Source organism: Kribbella sp. NPDC051952, from assembly GCF_040680855.1.
GTDB lineage: Bacteria > Actinomycetota > Actinomycetes > Propionibacteriales > Kribbellaceae > Kribbella.
Genome location: NZ_JBFAXQ010000011.1, coordinates 14,481 through 28,877, shown reverse-complemented (window position 1 = coordinate 28,877; position 14,397 = coordinate 14,481). Strand labels below are relative to the sequence as shown.

The 14,397-nt window shown below is 68.7% G+C and carries 16 protein-coding genes; 4 read left to right on the top strand and 12 right to left on the bottom strand.

Annotated features, from left to right (window positions below):
* Positions 1 to 35: 35 nt before the first annotated feature.
* Complete coding sequence (locus AB0L70_RS21030; protein ID WP_363686493.1) at positions 36 to 548, bottom strand: hypothetical protein; 513 nt, start codon at positions 546 to 548, stop codon at positions 36 to 38.
* Positions 549 to 794: 246 nt separating this feature from the next.
* On the opposite strand from AB0L70_RS21030, the gene AB0L70_RS21025 reads away from it, so the two are divergent.
* The gene (locus AB0L70_RS21025) at positions 795 to 1,715 is read left to right on the top strand and encodes a cytochrome P450 (protein WP_363686491.1); all 921 of its coding nucleotides are present in this window, start codon (positions 795 to 797) and stop codon (positions 1,713 to 1,715) included.
* Here the strand turns inward: AB0L70_RS21025 and AB0L70_RS21020 are convergent.
* Genes AB0L70_RS21020 through AB0L70_RS21010 form a run of 3 tightly spaced genes read right to left on the bottom strand, consistent with a single transcriptional unit; the run spans position 1,699 to position 4,908 of the window.
* Complete coding sequence (locus tag AB0L70_RS21020) at positions 1,699 to 2,460, bottom strand: class I SAM-dependent methyltransferase (RefSeq protein WP_363686489.1); 762 nt, start codon at positions 2,458 to 2,460, stop codon at positions 1,699 to 1,701. The two genes, AB0L70_RS21025 and AB0L70_RS21020, sit on opposite strands and share 17 nt — an antisense overlap.
* A 3-nt stretch (positions 2,461 to 2,463) precedes the next feature.
* The gene (locus tag AB0L70_RS21015) at positions 2,464 to 3,240 is read right to left on the bottom strand and encodes a TSUP family transporter (RefSeq protein WP_363686487.1); all 777 of its coding nucleotides are present in this window, start codon (positions 3,238 to 3,240) and stop codon (positions 2,464 to 2,466) included.
* A 39-nt stretch (positions 3,241 to 3,279) separates the two neighbouring features.
* Positions 3,280 to 4,908 (bottom strand): FAD-dependent monooxygenase, encoded by a 1,629-nt coding sequence (locus AB0L70_RS21010; RefSeq protein WP_363686485.1) that lies wholly within the window; start codon positions 4,906 to 4,908, stop codon positions 3,280 to 3,282.
* A 75-nt stretch (positions 4,909 to 4,983) separates the two neighbouring features.
* Here AB0L70_RS21010 and AB0L70_RS21005 point away from each other — a divergent pair, with 75 nt between their 5' ends.
* The 3 genes from AB0L70_RS21005 to AB0L70_RS20995 are packed head-to-tail and all read left to right on the top strand — an operon-like array spanning position 4,984 to position 7,258.
* Complete coding sequence (locus AB0L70_RS21005) at positions 4,984 to 5,610, top strand: TetR family transcriptional regulator (protein WP_363686483.1); 627 nt, start codon at positions 4,984 to 4,986, stop codon at positions 5,608 to 5,610.
* Positions 5,611 to 5,666: 56 nt separating this feature from the next.
* Positions 5,667 to 6,056, top strand: a complete 390-nt coding sequence (locus tag AB0L70_RS21000) for a YciI family protein (RefSeq protein WP_363686481.1) — start codon at positions 5,667 to 5,669, stop codon at positions 6,054 to 6,056.
* Positions 6,053 to 7,258 carry a sigma-70 family RNA polymerase sigma factor gene (locus AB0L70_RS20995; RefSeq protein ID WP_363686479.1) on the top strand — a complete coding sequence of 402 codons (1,206 nt, stop codon included), beginning with the start codon at positions 6,053 to 6,055 and terminating at the stop codon, positions 7,256 to 7,258. Before AB0L70_RS21000 ends, AB0L70_RS20995 begins: the two co-directional genes overlap by 4 nt.
* On the opposite strand, the gene AB0L70_RS20990 is transcribed toward AB0L70_RS20995, so the two are convergent.
* From AB0L70_RS20990 to AB0L70_RS20955, 8 genes are all read right to left on the bottom strand, one after another.
* Positions 7,255 to 8,550 carry an FAD-dependent oxidoreductase gene (locus AB0L70_RS20990; protein ID WP_363686477.1) on the bottom strand — a complete coding sequence of 432 codons (1,296 nt, stop codon included), beginning with the start codon at positions 8,548 to 8,550 and terminating at the stop codon, positions 7,255 to 7,257. The two genes, AB0L70_RS20995 and AB0L70_RS20990, sit on opposite strands and share 4 nt — an antisense overlap.
* Before the next feature lie 153 nt (positions 8,551 to 8,703).
* Positions 8,704 to 10,467: a proline--tRNA ligase gene (locus AB0L70_RS20985; RefSeq protein WP_363686475.1), complete on the bottom strand. Its 1,764-nt coding sequence runs from the start codon at positions 10,465 to 10,467 to the stop codon at positions 8,704 to 8,706.
* A 97-nt stretch (positions 10,468 to 10,564) separates the two neighbouring features.
* Positions 10,565 to 10,942: a DoxX family protein gene (locus AB0L70_RS20980; protein WP_363686473.1), complete on the bottom strand. Its 378-nt coding sequence runs from the start codon at positions 10,940 to 10,942 to the stop codon at positions 10,565 to 10,567.
* Between the two features lie 24 nt (positions 10,943 to 10,966).
* A complete protein-coding gene (locus AB0L70_RS20975; protein ID WP_363686471.1) occupies positions 10,967 to 11,791 on the bottom strand; it encodes a GNAT family N-acetyltransferase in 825 nt (274 codons plus the stop codon).
* A 47-nt stretch (positions 11,792 to 11,838) separates the two neighbouring features.
* A complete protein-coding gene (locus tag AB0L70_RS20970; protein WP_363686469.1) occupies positions 11,839 to 13,098 on the bottom strand; it encodes an MFS transporter in 1,260 nt (419 codons plus the stop codon).
* Positions 13,099 to 13,116: 18 nt separating this feature from the next.
* The gene (locus AB0L70_RS20965; RefSeq protein ID WP_363686467.1) at positions 13,117 to 13,593 is read right to left on the bottom strand and encodes a GNAT family N-acetyltransferase; all 477 of its coding nucleotides are present in this window, start codon (positions 13,591 to 13,593) and stop codon (positions 13,117 to 13,119) included.
* Complete coding sequence (locus tag AB0L70_RS20960; protein WP_363686465.1) at positions 13,590 to 14,228, bottom strand: VOC family protein; 639 nt, start codon at positions 14,226 to 14,228, stop codon at positions 13,590 to 13,592. The genes AB0L70_RS20965 and AB0L70_RS20960 overlap by 4 nt, the downstream gene beginning before the upstream one ends.
* The gene (locus AB0L70_RS20955) at positions 14,225 to 14,389 is read right to left on the bottom strand and encodes a CopG family transcriptional regulator (RefSeq protein WP_363686463.1); all 165 of its coding nucleotides are present in this window, start codon (positions 14,387 to 14,389) and stop codon (positions 14,225 to 14,227) included. The genes AB0L70_RS20960 and AB0L70_RS20955 overlap by 4 nt, the downstream gene beginning before the upstream one ends.
* Positions 14,390 to 14,397: the final 8 nt, after the last annotated feature.

The window sequence follows — 14,397 nt, the reverse complement described above, 5'->3', positions numbered from 1 at the left end:
GATCTGTCTCAGCAATACCACCGTTGGCAGTGGTCTTATCCTTTGGAGCGATCGGCGCCGGGCTGTCCGGGCCGCTGGAGGCGCTTGATCAGCCGCCCGATCGACCGCCCCTCAGACCGCTTCAGATCACGCACGATCATCGTCCTCAACTCCCGGACGACGCGGTCGATCGCCGACTGACTCCCCGGGTCGTTCTTCCGCGGAACCGCGGCGCGCTCCTCCTCGCCGTTCACGTACCAGGGCACGCCGGCCTCGGTGAGCCGTTCGGACACACTCTTCAGCTCGGCCAGCACCTCGTCGGAGCAGATCAGCTCAGCGCGCCAGACCAACCGGGTCAGATCGGCGGCGACCTTGTTCGACTCGATCGCGAACTCGGCGCGCAGTGCGCCCTGGGCGCGGCGCAGGGTGGGGACCAACTCCAGGTACAAGTCGTGGAGGTGGTCGCGACGCCACTGCTCGTAGGTTGCGGCCCGCTGAAGCCTCGCCGTGAGGTAGGCACCGACGATCACCCCAGCAAGTGCGACGGCCAAGGTGAGCAGCCAGTCCATGGGCTCAGTGTGCTCCCGGGTGATGCTAGGCACCACAGCCTAAGGTTGAGCGTGATGATCACCGTGGCGGAGTTGGAGGACGATCCGCATCCGGCGCTTGCGGGGCTTCGGCCGGTGGGGTGGGTGGAGGCGCTTGGTGGGTGGGTGGTGGCTTCTCGGGGCTTGTGTTTGAGCGTTTTGCGGGATCCGGAGACCTTTACCGTTGATGATCCGCGGTTCTCGACGGCTCAGGTTGTTGGGCCGTCCATGCTGTCGTTGGACGGGGCCGCGCATTCGGCGCATCGCGTGCCGTTCGAGTCGCCGTTCGGGTTGGCCGAGACCCGGCGGCGGTTCACCGGACCGGTGGAGCAGACCGTTGCGGGACTGCTGGCCGCGCTGACGCCTCCGGCCGACCTTCGCGTCGGTCTGGCCGGGCCGTTGTCCGTGGCGGTCGTGGCACTCTCGCTCGGGTTGCCGCCGGCGTCGGCCGCGACCGTGCTGGAGTGGTACACCGCGATCTCCGACTCCGTCTCCGGTGTCTCGGCCGGGCGCCCGGTCACGCCCGAGGGCGCGCAGGCGTTCCAGCTGCTCCACAAACACGTTGCTGCAGGCATCGACTCCTCCGACTCGCTGATCGCGGCCGCGGCGGCGGCCGGACTGGGCGTCGACGAGGTGGTCGCGAATGCCGCCGTACTGATGTTCGGTGGGATCGAGACGACCGAGGGCATGATCACCAACCTGCTCTGGCACCTCCTCACCCATCCGAACCAACTCGACCTGGTCCGGGCCGACCCCGGACTGCTGCCCAACGCCATGGAGGAGTCGCTCCGGCTCGAACCAGCGGCCGCGGTCGTCGACCGCTATGCCACCCGCGATGTCGAGCTGGCCGGTCAGTCCATCCGCCGTGGTGATCTCGTCACCGTCTCGCTGGCCGGCGCCGGCCGGGATCCCGAGGTGTTCGAGCAGCCCGACAACTTCGACGTACGCCGGTCCAACGCGCGACGCCATCTCGCCTTCGCGAGCGGGCCGCATATCTGCCTCGGCATGCACCTGACCCGGCTCGAGACCCTGGCCGCTGTCGGTGCCGTCCTCGAACTCCCCAGCCTCCGGTTGTTACCGGACTCGCCCGCACCCCGCGGCCTCGTCTTCCGGAAGCCGACCGCCTTGAACGTCAGCTGGGACGTCTGAGCACCAGCATCGCAGCCGGGTACGCCGGAACGACCCGATCCGGATCCCGGTCCGCGTCGGCGGCGAACCGCTCGAAGCCGGGATCGAGCTCGTCCGCCGGGATGTGCTCGAACGTGGACAACGCCCGCAGCTTGACGCGCTCGTAGGTCTCGCGCAGGGTGCGGGTCTTCTCGCCGCTGACCCAGACCGGTTCGTCGGCCGCATCCAGCCCGGCCTGCCGGGCCAGGTCCGCGGCTTCGGCAACGGACAGGTACATGGCGGCGTCGACCTCGCGGGCGGACGGGAAGTACTCGTACCAGAACAGGTCCGGCATCCGGTCCGCGAACTGACTGCGCAGAAACGCCGCTCCCCCGGGCTTGAGCACCCGGTGCACCTCCTGCAGCCCCTTCAGCTGGTCCGGATAGTGATGGAAGGACAGGAACATCAGCACCGCGTCGACCGATGCGTCAGGCAACGGAATCTCCTCCGCGCTGCCCTTCAAGTAGGTCACCGCCGGATGCGCGGCGTGCTCCTCGGCCAGTTCCCGCATCCGATCCGACGGCTCCACGCCGTACACCGGACCCTGGAACGCCTCGGCCAGCCCTGGAGTCAGGCGACCGCTGCCGCTGCCGAGGTCGAGGATCCGCAACGGCCGCTCCTCGGGCAGATACGCGCCGAACGCCGCCATCCACCGGCTCACCTCATCGGCGGTCATCCCTCGGCCGGCCGTGTACACACTGCTCAGGCGTCCGTCGTAATCCACCACTCGTCAACCATAGAAGACGTCGTAGGCCAATCGCAGGATCAGCGCGGAGACGACGACCAGGAAGATGACGCGGACGAAGCGGCTGCCGCGGGCGACCGCCGTACGGGCGCCGAGGAGACCACCGAGCATGTTGGCGGCGCCCATGATCAAGCCGAGACCCCACAGCGGCGCACCGTGCAGGGTGAAGATGATGATCGCGCCGAGGTTCGTGGCCACGTTGGCGATCTTGGCCTTGGCGCTCGCCTGCAGGAAGTTGTAACCGAGCAACCCGACGAGCGCGAAGATCAGGAACGAACCGGTGCCCGGCCCGACCGCGCCGTCGTAGAACCCGATCAGTACGCCGACACCGCCGGCCGCGAAGTAGTGATCGCGACCGTCGAAGCGCAGTGCGGTGCGGGCGCCCAGTGACGGCTTCAGCGCGGTGTAGATCGCGACCCCGATCAGCAGCACCAGCACGATCGGCTTGAACCACGACATCGGGATCTTGGTCGCCACCAACGCCCCGACCGCCGATCCCAACCCGGCCAGGATGGCGAGCGGCAGGACCGTCTTCTTGTCCGGCCGGACCTTGACGCCGAACGTCACCGCGCTGGTCGTCGTACCGAACAATGACGAGATCTTGTTCGTCGACAGGATCTGGGCCGGCGACGCGTTCGGCAGGCCGAGCAGCATCGCGGGCAGCTGCAGCAACCCACCGCCGCCCACCACCGCGTCGATCCACCCGGCCGCAAAGGCCGCGATCACCAGGAACAACAGAGTCAGCACAGAGATGTCAGGCACGGCGGAAGATCCTCACCCGACCATGATCGAGTAAGGACGTTATACGAGAAAACCTTTACCTCGGTCAGCGTGACCGACCCCACTCCCGCGCGCCAGAACCGCGGCCAGCACGGACCGCACCTCGTCGCCCGCTCGCCCTGCACGCCAGGCGATGAAACCGTCGGGCCGGATCAGCACGGCTCCGTCGGCCGCGATCCCGTAGGCGCGCAGCAACGCGCCTTCCTGCTCGCCCGCCCGCAGCAGTCGCAGATCGACATCGAACTCCTTCGCGGCCGCGATCCCGGCCGCGGCCCACTCCGCGCCCGCGGGACCGGTCAGTAGCGTGAAGTCTCTGGCGAACAGATCGAGCGTGGATATCCGCCGGCCGTCCCGTTGCAGCCAGACATGCGGTGCCCGCAGGCCGGGACGCCCGGACGGCACCCGCGGATCCTCGACCTCGCAGCCCAGATCGGTGTCCTCGGTCAGCACCGCCGCCGAGGCGCCGTACCGGTAGCCGAAGATCATCGTGATGTCGTCGATCTTCTGGATGTCCTCCGCGCTTCCGGCGTGCCGCTGTTCGAGCAGCTCGAGCGCGACCCGCAACGTCGTCCGCGCCACCGGTCGGCGTTCGTCCGCGTAGCTGTCCAGGAGCGGTTCGCCCGCCTGCCCCTTGATCACGGCCGCCAGCTTCCAGGCCAGGTTGTGTGCGTCCGCGATCCCGGTGTTGGCGCCGTACGAACCGGACGGCGGTACGACGTGAGCCGCATCGCCGGCGAAGAACGTCCGGCCGGACCGGTACTGCTGGGCGACCCAGCCACCGATCCGCACACTCGACGCCTTCTGGGTCCAGCCAGGAACCATGGGGACGACGGTGACTTCCAGCTCCGGAACCCCGGTCGCCTGACGGACCAACTCGGCACAGCGCTCCTCGGTGAACTCCTCGCCGTGCTCCGGCTGGTACGGAACGCCGAGCATCCACCGACCGGCCTGTTGCAGCGGCGCGAGCACGGTCCCCGGCGTCGGCTGGTCGAGGTATGCCAGCAGGAATCGCCTGTCCCCCACAACGCCGCTCAGGTCCGCGTCGAAGACGAAGTGCATCGCGTGCCCGAGCTCGACGGCTTCGTCCGCACCGATGCCGAGCTTGTGCCGTACGCCGGCCCGATGACCGTCCGCCGCAACCAGATAGTCAGCCTGTATGACGTACTCCGCCTGCTGGTCGCGAACGGTCGCGCGAACCCCGTCGGCGTCCTGGTCGAGCGAGATCAACTCGGCCCCGAACCGTACGTCGGCGCCGTACCGCTCGGCGTGCGCGCGCAGGATCCGCTCGAGATCGTCCTGATCGATCAGCGCCCAGTCCGTCGGACTCACCCCTTCGGGCGGCCGGACATGGGCGAGGAGATCTAACCGGAACCGCTCGGTGCCGGTCAGGGTCTCCGCGCCGATCATCTCCGGGAAGTCGGCCAGCAGCGAGGTGTGCCGCCGGATCTCACCCTCGAGCCCGAGGGCCCGGTAGATCTCCAGCGTGCGCGGGTTGAACGCCCGCGCCTTCGGCATGATCGCGGTCGACGGGTGCCGCTCGACCAGGATCGGCCGGACTCCCTGCTGAGCCAGGAGAAGCGCCAGGGACAGCCCGGTCACGCCTCCCCCGACGACGAGGACGGCGGTGCGCTCGGTCGCTGAGTGAGTCATGCCCCTATCGTCATGTGAACACCTGACTTTGTCAAACAGATGGATGACTAATGCAGGCAGGCGTATGATCGCGCCATGTCACCGTCGAAACCGCGCCGCTCCCCGCCGCAGGCCGAGCGTCAGCGTGACTCCGAGCGGACCCGGACGCTGATCCTCGAGGCAGCCACGGCCGAGTTCGCCGCGCATGGTTTCGCCGGCGCCCGGATCGCCGCGATCGCGACCCGGGCCGGGGTCAACCAGCAGCTGATCTCGTACTACTTCGACGGCAAGGAGGGGCTCTACCAAGCGATCTCCGAGTCCTGGCGGCAACGCGAGCAGGAGCTGGTCCCCCGCGAGCTGTCGCTGGCCGAACAGATCCGGCAGTACGCGCTGGAGGCCGTGAACAATCCCGACGGAGCCCGGCTACTGGCCTGGGGTGGCCTGGAATACACGGGTCCCGCCTCCGATGCCGACCATGCGGCACGCTCGGACCGGCTGCAGCGCAGCGTCGACGAGATTCGCGCCGCGCAGGCCACGGGACGACTGCCGGCCGAGCTGGATCCGGCCTGTCTGCTGGTGATGCTGATGGGCGCGGCGATGGCGGTGACCACGCTTCCGCACGTGATCGAAGGCGTGTGCCAGGTCGACCCGCGGTCCCCCGAGTTCGTCAATCACTACGCCGACCAGGCAGCAGCCGTCGCCGCCCTCCTCGGCCTGGCCTGACAAACCGTCCACCTGGTGCGACCGCCCCTGACCGGGTGGCGCGGAAGAATGGCGGGGTGAAGTTTCTACTGTTGATTCACAACAATGCCGAGGCCCTTGCTGCGTTCAGCGAGGAGCAACTGATCGAGATGTCCGGTGGCCAGGAGCAGGTCGCCGCGACCGCGCGGGAGCTGCAGGACAGTGGCGAGCTGGTCTCCATCCTCGCGCTGGAGGACCAGGTGACGGTCAAGAACGTCGAGTTCGTTGCCGGTACGGCGGTGATCTCGGACCGGCCGCTGCTGGAGACCAAGGAGTTCCTGGCCGGCGCGCTCGTACTGGACTGCGCGTCGATCGAGCGGGCGCTGGAGATCGCGGCCCGGATCCCGCTGGTCGAGTTCCGGCGCGTGGAGATCCGGGAGGTGCGGCTCGACGAGCGCGACTTCTTCGCGGAGCTCACCGAGCCGTGACGCGCGAGCTCGAGGGCGCGATCCGGGCGGCGGCGCCGCGGGCGCTGGCCGCGCTGGTCCGGCGGTACGACGCGTTCGACCAGTGCGAGGACGCCGTCCAGGAGGCGCTGCTGGAGGCGTTCGTGCAGTGGCGGGCTAACGGCGTACCCGAGCAGCCGATCGGATGGCTGATCAGCGTGGCGACGCGGCGGCTCGTCGACGGTTGGCGGCGTGACAACGCCCGCCGGCAGCGCGAGCTCAACGACTTTCTGCGGGAGGACCAGCACGACCCCGACTACCGCGAGGACGCGGATGACACGGTCCGGCTGCTCGTGCTGTGTTGTCACCCAGCGCTGACACCGGCGTCGCAGATCGCCCTCACGCTGCGTTCGGTCGGCGGTCTGACCACGGCCGAAGTGGCCGCCGCTCTCCTGGTCAGCGAGACGACGGTGGCGCAACGCATCAGCCGGGCCAAGCGACTGATCCAGGACGCACCTTTCGAGCTACCCACCGCCGAGGAGTACGACGGACGCCTCCGGGCTGTCCTGCAGGTCCTCTACCTGATCTTCAACGAAGGCCACACCGCCAGCGCCGGCGACGAACTGCAACGCGTGGACCTGGCCGAGGAGGCGCTTCGCATCACCCGGTTGCTGCGCGCGGCGACCGGTGAGTCCGGCGAGGTGACCGGGCTGCTTGCGTTGATGATCCTCACCCATGCGCGCCGGGACGCGCGTACCGGTCCCGGCGGCAACCTGATCCCGGCCGACCGGCAGGACCGCACCCGCTGGTACGCCGATGAGATCGCCGAGGGCACCCGCTTGGTCGAGGACACACTGCGGGTGGGAACCGTCGGGCCGTACCAACTGGAAGCGGCGATCGCGGCTGTGCACAGCGAAGCCGATTCGGTCGCAACCACGGACTGGGCCCAGATCGCCGGGCTGTACCGGATTCTCGAGAAGGTCGATCCGAGTCCGATGGTCACGCTCGGCGCCGCGGTGGCGGTCGCGATGACGGATGGCCCCGACGCCGGGATCGCGATCGTCGAAGGGCTTGCGGACGATCGCTACCTCGGCGACCACCATCGCCGCTGGGCGGTGCTCGCCCACCTGCACGAACTCGCCGGCCGGTCCGGCCAGGCCCGCGAGTACTACCTCGCGGCCCTCGACCGGACCCGCAACACCGCCGAACAGAACTACCTCCGCGACCGGATCGCGCACCTCTAGCCGAGTGGCCCGCGGAAGACGTCGCCCGGGTCGATCGACTGCATCAGCGCGTCCAGCCGGGCCCGATGTGCGCCCGGATAGCACCGCTCGAGGTCGGCGGTCGTCGGGTGGGACAGGAAGTTGACGTACGCGCCCTTCGGCGCCAGCTCCTCCCACAGCTGGTCGAAGTCGGCCGCCTGCTCCTGCGGTCCCATCAACACCGAGTTCACCATGAAGCGCGCATCGCGATGGGCGAACGCGGTCGCATCCGCAGGTACCTCGCCGTACGCACCGCCGAGGGCCCGGATCTCCAACGCCAGACCAGGAATCTCCGGACGTGCCGCGAGCAGCCTCTCGCCGAGCTCCGGCGACCACCGGTCGAAGAGCCCGTTGCGGATCCGCGGCCTGAGTCCGGGCGGCATGTGCATCTCCGCGAACACCTCGGCGTACGGGACCTCGGCCACCTTCTCGGTCAGCAGCGTGCCCAGGTGGCGCAGCGGCTCGAGGATGGCGTCCCGCTGCGCGGGATCCCCGGAGACGCACACCATCACGGCAACCGGGACCTGCCGATCGGCCATCATCGTCGGCGCCAACTGCAGTGACGAAGTCAGGTCCTCCGGCGCGTCAGCGGCGTACTCGGCCCAGGCTGCCAGGACCTGATCCGCCTGCGTCCACGGATACAGCAGCGTGCCGAAGTGCACGGTCGGTTGGCGTACGGCGGCGACGTCGTACGACGTGACCACGCCGAGACTCCCCGCAGCGCCGCGCAATCCCCAGAACAACTCGGACTCAGTCGTGGCGTCGACCCGGCGTACGGCGCCATCCGCGGTGACCACCTCGGCCGCGATGACCTGGTCGATCGCCAGACCGTGCCGGCGAACCATCCAGCCGATCCCGCCCCCGGCCATCAACCCGCCGACCCCGACGCTCGCCGTGTCACCGGACGAGATCGCCAGCCCTTCGCCGGCCAACCGCGCGGCCACCTGTCCCCAGGTCGCCCCGGTGCCGACACGCACGACTCCATCGGCCAGCACAGACACGTCGTCCATCGGCCGGACGTCGATCACCACGCCACCGTTGTTCGTACCGGTCCCCGCCCCATGGTGCCCACCACTCCGCACCGCGACCGCCAACTGCTGCGCCTCGGCGTACTTCAAGGCCGCGACCACATCAGCCGCGCCCGCACACCGAACCACCACCCGCGGCTGCCCCTCGGCAACAACGGTCCGGCTGATCTCCTCGTACGACGCATCCGCCGAGGTGATCACCTCTCCCACTACGGCTGCCCGCAGTCCCTCCACAGAATCCTTCATAGCCAACTCCCTCGATCCAGACGCCCCCAATCGGCATCTCGCCCAGGGATCGAAGCCGACCGCCGTTCCTCGACATCACTCGCGAAAGAATTTCTGGCCGAACGCAAACCGGTCCCACTCCGGGTGGATTGGGACCGGTTCGGAAGCGGTGTGTCAGCTGCGGACCGTGGTGACCAGGTGGTCGACGATCTCGGCGACGGGGATGTCGGCGCGGTCGCCGGACCGGCGGTCCTTGACCTCGATGGTCCCGTCGGCCAGGCCCTTGCCCACCACGGCGATCGTCGGCACACCGAGCAGCTCGGCGTCCTTGAACTTGACGCCCGGGGAGACCTTCTCGCGGTCGTCGTACATCACGCTGAGGCCGCGGGCCTCGAGCTCGGCGGCGATCTCGGCAGCCTTCTCGAAGACCTCCGAGTCCTTGCCGGTGGCAACGAGATGGATATCGGCCGGGGCGATCTCGCGCGGCCAGACCAGGCCGAGCTCGTCGTGGTTGCCTTCGGCGATCGCGGCCACCGCGCGGGTGACACCGACACCGTAGGAGCCCATGGTGACCGTGACGAGCTTGCCGTTCTGGTCGAGCACCTTCAGGTCGAGGGCGTCGGCGTACTTGCGGCCGAGCTGGAAGATGTGGCCCATCTCGATTCCGCGCGCACTCGACAGCGGACCCGAACCGTCCGGCGCCTCGTCACCGTCACGCACCTCGGCGGCCTGGATCGTGCCGTCCGCGGTGAAGTCGCGACCGTGGACCAGGTTGAGCACGTGGAAGCCGGACTTGTCCGCACCCGTCACCCACGCCGACCCCTCGGCGATCCGGGGGTCGAGCAGGTAGCGGATGCCCGACTTGTTCTCCGAGCCCAGCACACCAGGACCGATGTAGCCCTTGGCCAGCGCCGGGTGCTTCTCGAAGTCGGACTCCTCGAACGCGACCACCTCGGCCGGCTCCACCTGCGCACCAAGCCGCTTCTCGTCGATCGCCCGGTCCCCCGGTACGCCGATCGCGAGCGGCTCACGCGTGCCGTCGGGATTCACCAGCATCACGAGCACGTTCTTCAACGTGTCCGCGGCGGTCCACTCGCGCCCGTCGGTGCGCGCGTGTTTCGCGTTCAGCACCTCGACCAGGGTGTCGATGGTCGGCGTGTCCGGGGTGTCGACCACGGCAGCCGCGGGCACAGCCGAGGCGTCGACCGGCGCGGCCTGCGGGATCTCCACTGCTTCGACGTTGGCGGCGTACCCACCCTCGGAGCGGACGAAGGTGTCCTCACCGTTCTCCGCGATCGCGAGGAACTCCTCCGAGCGGGACCCACCCATCGCGCCGGACATCGCCTTCACGATCACGTAGTCGAAGCCGAGCCGGTCGAAGATGTTGATGTACGCCTGCCGGTGCAGCTCGTAGGATCTCGCCAGCCCGTCGTCGTCGATGTCGAACGAGTACGAGTCCTTCATCACGAACTCACGCCCGCGCAGCACACCGGCCCGCGGCCGTGCCTCGTCGCGGTACTTGTTCTGGATCTGGTAGATCGACAGCGGCAGATCCTTGTACGACGAGTAGAGCTCCTTCACGACGAGCGTGAACATCTCCTCGTGCGTCGGCCCGAGCAGCATGTCCGCACCCTTGCGGTCCTTCAACCGGAAGATGTTCGGCCCGTACTCGGTCCAGCGGCCGGTCGCCTCGTAGGGCTCGCGGGGCAGCAGCGCCGGGAACACGAGCTCTTGCGCACCGAACGCGTCCATCTCCTCGCGCACGATCCGCTCGACGTTGCGCAGCACCCGCAGACCCAGCGGCAGCCAGGTGTAGATGCCGGGCGCGGCCCGCCGGATGTACCCGGCGCGGACGAGCAGCTTGTGGCTCGGGACCTCCGCGTCCGCCGGGTCCTCGCGAAGGGTGCGAAGGAACAGCGACGACATGCGCAGAATCACGGGAGTCTCCAAGCGTGCAACGGGTCAGAACGACAACAACGGACGAGACAGAGAATATCGGCCCGGCGGTAATGCTCTCACCACGTTATCCACAGGCTCACGCCGCCCGGCCCTCGCGGGCGGCCTTCAGGGCCCAGCGGATCAACGGGATCTGCAGCGGCAGCCGGGCCCAAGCAATCGCTTGAGCCGACCGGGATCCGTTGCCCTGCAGGTCGGCGGCCATCTGCACGTTCGCCGGGAAGACGGCGACCAGCAGGCCGGCGCTGGCCAGCCCCGCCACCCGGCGCGTGCGTGGGTGCAGCAATCCGGCCGCACACGCCAGCTCCGCAACGCCTGACGCGTAAACGAGTTCTTTCTTCCGCGGCAGTACTCGCGGCACGATCTGCTCGAACGGCCGCGGCTTCAGGAAATGCAGCGTGCCGAGAACGCCGAACAGAACGGCCAGGCCCGTGGTGGTCTTGCTCCGAGACGCCATGCGCCGGAGCTTACTCGCCGGTAGTCAGAAAAGAATGGTGGCGAACGTCTCGACGGTGCGAAACCCGACGCGTTCGTACGCCGCTCTGGCCGGCAGGTTGAACGCATTCACGTACAGCGTCACCACCGGCGCGATCTCCCGGGCCAGCTCGACCACCGCCGCCATCCCCGCCGCGGCCAAGCCCCGGCCACGGAACTCCGGATCAACCCAGACACCCTGGATCTGGCAGACCCCGGTACCGACCGAGCCGACCTCGGCCTTGAAGACGACGCGACCGTCCTCGATCCGCGCGAACGCCCGTCCGGCCCGGATCAGCTCGGCCACGCGGGACCGGTAGAACGTCCCGTCCGGCCCGGTCTGCGGCGGTACGCCGACCTCCTCGGTGTACATCGCCACACACGCGGGATAGAGGATCGGCAGTTCGACCGGCTCAACCGCGCGCACCAATGGATCCGGCGTGATCAGCGGTGACTCGTCGATCTCCATGAACGGCTGGTTGTCCCGCACCTCGCGGGCCGGACCCCAATGCGGCTCGAGGATCGTCCACAACTGCTCGACCGCGCGCGCCTGACCGAGGATCTGGAAGCAGTTCCGTCCCCGCCGCATCGCGTACGCCGCGAACGCGCGCAGAGCCGGGTCGTCAGCCCCGACCGGCACCATGTTTCCGCCGGCGTGGCAGAGGGCTTCGAGCGCGCCCTTCTCGACGTACCCCCAGACCTCCGCACCGCGGCGAGGGTCGAGTCCGGACGCCTGCACGAGGCTGTCCACGAACACATTCACGACCGGATCGCGGGCGATGACCGCGCGCGCCGCCGCGAGGTCACGAGGACCGAGAACCCGTACGCCCACGCGCAGAACCTAGCGGATGAACACCCACGGAGTATGCAAGGGGCCGGTCAAACCGCGGCCTGATCCGGTTCCGGATCGTGTCCCGCGGCGGTCCGCCGCAGCGGCGAGGTCCAGGCCACCAGCACCCCCACGAAGCCGGCCAGGCCCATCAGCACCATGCCGGTCCGGATGCCGACCGCGTTGCCCAGAATGCCACCGAGCACCGCGCCGAGCGTCCAGCCGACACCCCATGACAGCATCCGGCCCGCCGTGTTGACGCGGCCGAGCAGGTGTTCCGGTGTCACCTGCTGCCGATAGGACACCGAGTTCACGATCACGAGCATGTACGCCGAACCCCACACCAGCAACGCGATCGCGGCCACGATCCACCCCGGCGCGAGCGGCGTGAGGACCCCGACGAGCGCCGAGACCGGCACCGCGTACAGCGTGATCGCCGCCGGCGGGTACCGCTTCAGCAGTCGCGGCAGGCCGAGCGCCGCGATCAGCCCACCGATCCCCCACGTACCCCAGACGAGTCCGAACCGGAGTCCCGACGTACCAACATGGAGAACCCGGTCGCACCACACCACGATCAGGGCCATGAATCCGCCGCCGGCGAACGACTGCAGGCTGCCCACGATCGTCATCGTCCGCACACCGGGATGCCGGACCAGAAAGCGGAGTCCTTCGGCGATGTCGGCGAAGACCACCCGCGGCCGCAGTGGCTGCTGCTCGACCCGCCGCTCGGACATCGCCCGGACGATCGCGCGCACCGCCAACGCCGACGCAACGAAGCTCAACGCGTCGACGGCGAGCAGGGTGGCCGGACTCAGCACCGCGAGGATCAGGCCGGTCAGCGGCGGGACGAGCAACTCGATCAGACTTGTCGCCGACCAGACCGCCGAGTTCGCCTGCGCGACGCGGGCCCGGCCGACTAGGACGGGCAGAGCGCCGAAGTTCGCACCGTCGAAGAACGTGTACACGGCCTGCACGGTGAAGGCGACGATCAGCACCTGCAGGACGGTCAGGATGCCCAGGAGGTGCGCGATCGGGATCGAACCGACGACCACCGCGTTGATCAGGTCCGACGTCACCATCGTCCGGCGCCGGTTCCAGCGATCGGCGAGCGCGCCGGCGAACAGTCCCGTCAGCAGGTACGGCGCCGCCTCGAGAGCGGTCACCATCGCGGTCAGGACGGTCGAACCGCTCAACCGGTAGACGAGCACCGGCAACGCGATCGCCGTGACCATCGACCCGGTGAACGACAGCACCCGGGACGACCAGTACCACCGGAAGTCCGCATCGTCGCGCAGTCGAGTCGTCGTCATGGCCTGCATCTTGCAACCTCAGGTGGAGTGGAGGTCAATGACCATCCACATCAATTCGTCGCCGAGATCGCGGTCCGGGGTCTTGGTCGCCGCCACGAACCCGTTGGCCCGGTAGAAGCTGATGGCGGCTTCGTTGGTGACCAGGACGTCCAGGAGGAGTTCCGTCGTACCGGTCGGCAGGGCTTTGATCGCGGCGCCGAGGAGGGCCTTGCCGATGCCGGCGCGCTGGTGGGCGGGGAGGACGTAGAGCTTCCACATCACCCAGGAGTCGCCCTCGCGGCCCAGTCCGACCATGCCAACGAGCTCGTCACCTTCGTCCGCGACCAGCGTGATGCCGTTGCGGATGCCTCGCTCGACCGCCTCCGGCGACCACCACTGCGCGAGCCCGTCGGTGATGAACTCGTCCGAGGCCAGACCGGCGTACGCCACCGGCCAGGTGGTCAGTCCGATCTGCCTGACGGCGTCGATGTCGGTGAGTTCTGCGGGCCGGATCATCCGTGGATCACCACCAGCTGGCCGTCCGGGTCCGTGATCTCGAGGCCCTCATCCGTCCGCGTGGCCGTGCCGATCCGTCGCACGACGTCGTCCAGATCCTCGGTGGTGGTCAGATCCAGTCGTACGGCGAACTCCGCATCGGCCGGCCCGAACCGGACCGACGCATCCGCACCGACCGCGTCGAGGAAGCGACCCCACCCGGCCTCGTCCGCCCCGGTGAGGTGCGGCGTGACCGTCCAGCGTTCGTCCGGGTTCGCGTCGTGCACCTTGTAGCCGTAGAGGTCCTCGCTGCGCTCGTCCACCCAGATCACGACTCCGTCGGGACCGGTCACCGACAGAACGCGCCCGTACGCCTCGTCGAAGACGGTCGCATCCAGGAAGCCCGCCTCCTCCAGCCGGCCCTTCAGCTCGTCGATCTTGTCCGCCTCGAAGGACAGATTCGTCTGTCCCGGCTGCCCACCGGTGCTGCTGCTGGCCGCGTCGTGCAGCGCGACCATGCCGCGACCGGTGAGCATGTCCACCCAGCCGCCCCGCTCGGACTCGATCCGCGACCGCAGGCCGAGCGCCTCCAGGAACGCGCGCATCGCGTCCACATCTGTCGTGAACCGCAGTGGCCTGATCACCACGTCGTTCATCCTCTGGCCTCCCCATGCTTGTCCAGGTACTCGCTCAGTGCCTGCTCGACCAGGGCCGACAGACTTGCGGTCTCGTCGATCGCCTTGTGCTTCACCCGCCGCACCAGTTCCGGCGGCAGATACACGTTGAACTGCACCTTCTTGCCACCGTCATCCGCCATGGCTATAT

Excerpts from the sequence above, each read along its gene's own strand:
- AB0L70_RS21030 (WP_363686493.1), bottom strand. The coding sequence starts at position 548 with ATGGACTGGCTGCTCACCTTGGCCGTCGCACTTGCTGGGGTGATCGTC.
- AB0L70_RS21025 (WP_363686491.1), top strand. The coding sequence starts at position 795 with ATGCTGTCGTTGGACGGGGCCGCGCATTCGGCGCATCGCGTGCCGTTC.
- AB0L70_RS21010 (WP_363686485.1), bottom strand. The coding sequence starts at position 4,908 with ATGACTCACTCAGCGACCGAGCGCACCGCCGTCCTCGTCGTCGGGGGA.
- AB0L70_RS21005 (WP_363686483.1), top strand. The coding sequence starts at position 4,984 with ATGTCACCGTCGAAACCGCGCCGCTCCCCGCCGCAGGCCGAGCGTCAG.
- AB0L70_RS20990 (WP_363686477.1), bottom strand. The coding sequence starts at position 8,550 with ATGAAGGATTCTGTGGAGGGACTGCGGGCAGCCGTAGTGGGAGAGGTG.
- AB0L70_RS20980 (WP_363686473.1), bottom strand. The coding sequence starts at position 10,942 with ATGGCGTCTCGGAGCAAGACCACCACGGGCCTGGCCGTTCTGTTCGGC.
- AB0L70_RS20970 (WP_363686469.1), bottom strand. The coding sequence starts at position 13,098 with ATGACGACGACTCGACTGCGCGACGATGCGGACTTCCGGTGGTACTGG.
- AB0L70_RS20965 (WP_363686467.1), bottom strand. The coding sequence starts at position 13,593 with ATGATCCGGCCCGCAGAACTCACCGACATCGACGCCGTCAGGCAGATC.
- AB0L70_RS20960 (WP_363686465.1), bottom strand. The coding sequence starts at position 14,228 with ATGAACGACGTGGTGATCAGGCCACTGCGGTTCACGACAGATGTGGAC.
- AB0L70_RS20955 (WP_363686463.1), bottom strand. The coding sequence starts at position 14,389 with ATGGCGGATGACGGTGGCAAGAAGGTGCAGTTCAACGTGTATCTGCCG.